We start from the raw sequence: 1,990 nt of genomic DNA on the forward strand, positions 1-1,990 counted from the left end.
GAGCTTGGGACATAAGTCTAAACGAAAAATCCAGATACCAGTCAAATTGATTGGCATCTGGATTATTTTGTTGTACAAAAATAAGAACACTTTTGCTAAAATAAAAGTAACCAAACAAATAGACTAGCGAGGTGTTCTTATGTTTAAAAATTATACCACAAATCAAGTCATTCTTCCTCTAGATTTTAGTTTTCAGTTAGAAAAAAATGATATCGCATTCGCAATTGATGAATTAATTGAAAGTATTCCCGAGAAGCATTTCACCCCTTTTCATCATCAAATGGGGCCTTCTTCTTATCACCCGAAACTGATGATGAAGATGATTCTATGCGCCTATACACAATCCGTGTTTTCTGGTCGAAAGATTGAAGCCTTAGGGAAAGATAGTATTCGCATGATGTGGCTCACTCAAAGCTACCAGCCTAGCTATCGAACGATCAATCGTTTTCGTGTGAATCCTTTAGCGAATGCACTCCTTCGGGAGTGCTTTGTCCAGTTCCGTCGTCAATTAGTCAAGGAACAATTAATCGATGAAACAGCCATTTTTATTGATGGCACAAAGATTGAAGCCAACGCCAATAAATATACCTTTGTTTGGAGAAAATCTATTGATAACTTTGATAAAAAGCTCACTGAAAAATCCATCTTTCTTTATGATGAACTGGTGAAAAATACGATTATTCCTGAAATTGAGCGCGAGTCCACGAAAGAATTATCCCCAACTGAATTAGGTCAGATTGAAGACCACCTCACCCATGTTGTCGAAAAATTGACAGAGAAAATTGAACAAGAAGAGGATGGTTCCACTCGTAAATCAATCCGTTCCATCCGAAAAGTTCCTAAAAAATTGAGAAAATTATTTCATGACTTCAAAGAAAGAAAAGGTGCTTATCAAACTCATAGACAGATTTTAGGCCAACGAAATAGTTACTCTAGAACGGATCTAGACGCTACGTTTATGCGCATGAAAGACGATCACATGAAAAATGGTCAGTTGAAAGCAGGCTACAACCTTCAAATCGCGACCAATAGTCAATATATTTTAGGTTATGACCTTTTCTCAAATCCAACAGATACACGGACACTGCGCCCTTTTTTAACAACTCTAAAGGAGTGTTTCTTTGAACTGCCACCCTATATCGTCGCAGATGCAGGCTACGGAGGAGAAGAAAATTATCAGGCTGTTTTAGAAGAGCATGAGCGAACACCGCTCATCACTTATGCCATGTATCATAAAGAACAAAAGAAAAAATTTAAACAAAACCCGTTCCTTCCCGCAAACTGGCCCTATCAGGAATTAGATGATACGTTTCTTTGTCCTGATGGACGAAAAATGAGTTTCCGAAATTATTCTATTCGTACAGATAAGTACGGATTTAAACGCTACTTAAAACAGTATGAATGTGAAGACTGTTCAGATTGCCCTGTTCGAAGCCAATGTACCAGAACGAAAAGTGACAAGAATCGCGAGATTCAAAAGAACATGAACTGGGAATACTTTAAAGCAACGATTCAACAACTCCTTTCAGAAAAAGAAACCGGGGAAATCTACCGTCAACGAAAAATTGACGTTGAACCAGCTTTCGGCCATTTGAAGGCTTGTTTAGGTTTCACACGGTTCTCTGTTCGAGGAAAACAGCAGACGCACAATGAAATTGGGTTTGCGCTAATGGCTGTAAATTTGAGGAAATATAGGCTAAATAAGCGATCAAACAAGACTAATTCTCCCAATAATCTAAAAAACAGAAGACTGAAAATCATTTTTACGATTTTCGGTCTTCTATTTTATTTATCCTGAGACTTATTATACGCAGGTTCTATGACCTAATGATTGGTGCAAATAAGTAGAATGATCTAGTTTGTCCCTCAAGGTTACTTGGAGCAGAACCTCAATAAGTGATCGACCTACAAAGCCACTCCTGTCACTTTTATTATGACAGGAAATCGTCTGTAGGTCGATCACTTTTGTTTTCATTCTGTTTGGTGAGGG

The 1,990-nt window shown here is 37.9% G+C and carries 1 protein-coding gene; it reads left to right on the forward strand.

Annotation, left to right across the window (positions count from 1 at the left end; translation table 11 throughout):
• Window positions 1-139: 139 nt before the first annotated feature.
• Window positions 140-1,798: an IS1182 family transposase gene (locus AC5KOD_RS02770; RefSeq protein ID WP_496913013.1), complete on the forward strand. Its 1,659-nt coding sequence runs from the start codon at window positions 140-142 to the stop codon at window positions 1,796-1,798.
• The last annotated feature ends 192 nt before the right edge of the window (window positions 1,799-1,990 follow it).

This window comes from Vagococcus sp. WN80Y, assembly GCF_059621045.1.

Bases quoted from the DNA above. Each gene is read 5' to 3' on its own strand.
- AC5KOD_RS02770 (WP_496913013.1), top strand. From the start codon at position 140: ATGTTTAAAAATTATACCACAAATCAAGTCATTCTTCCTCTAGATTTT.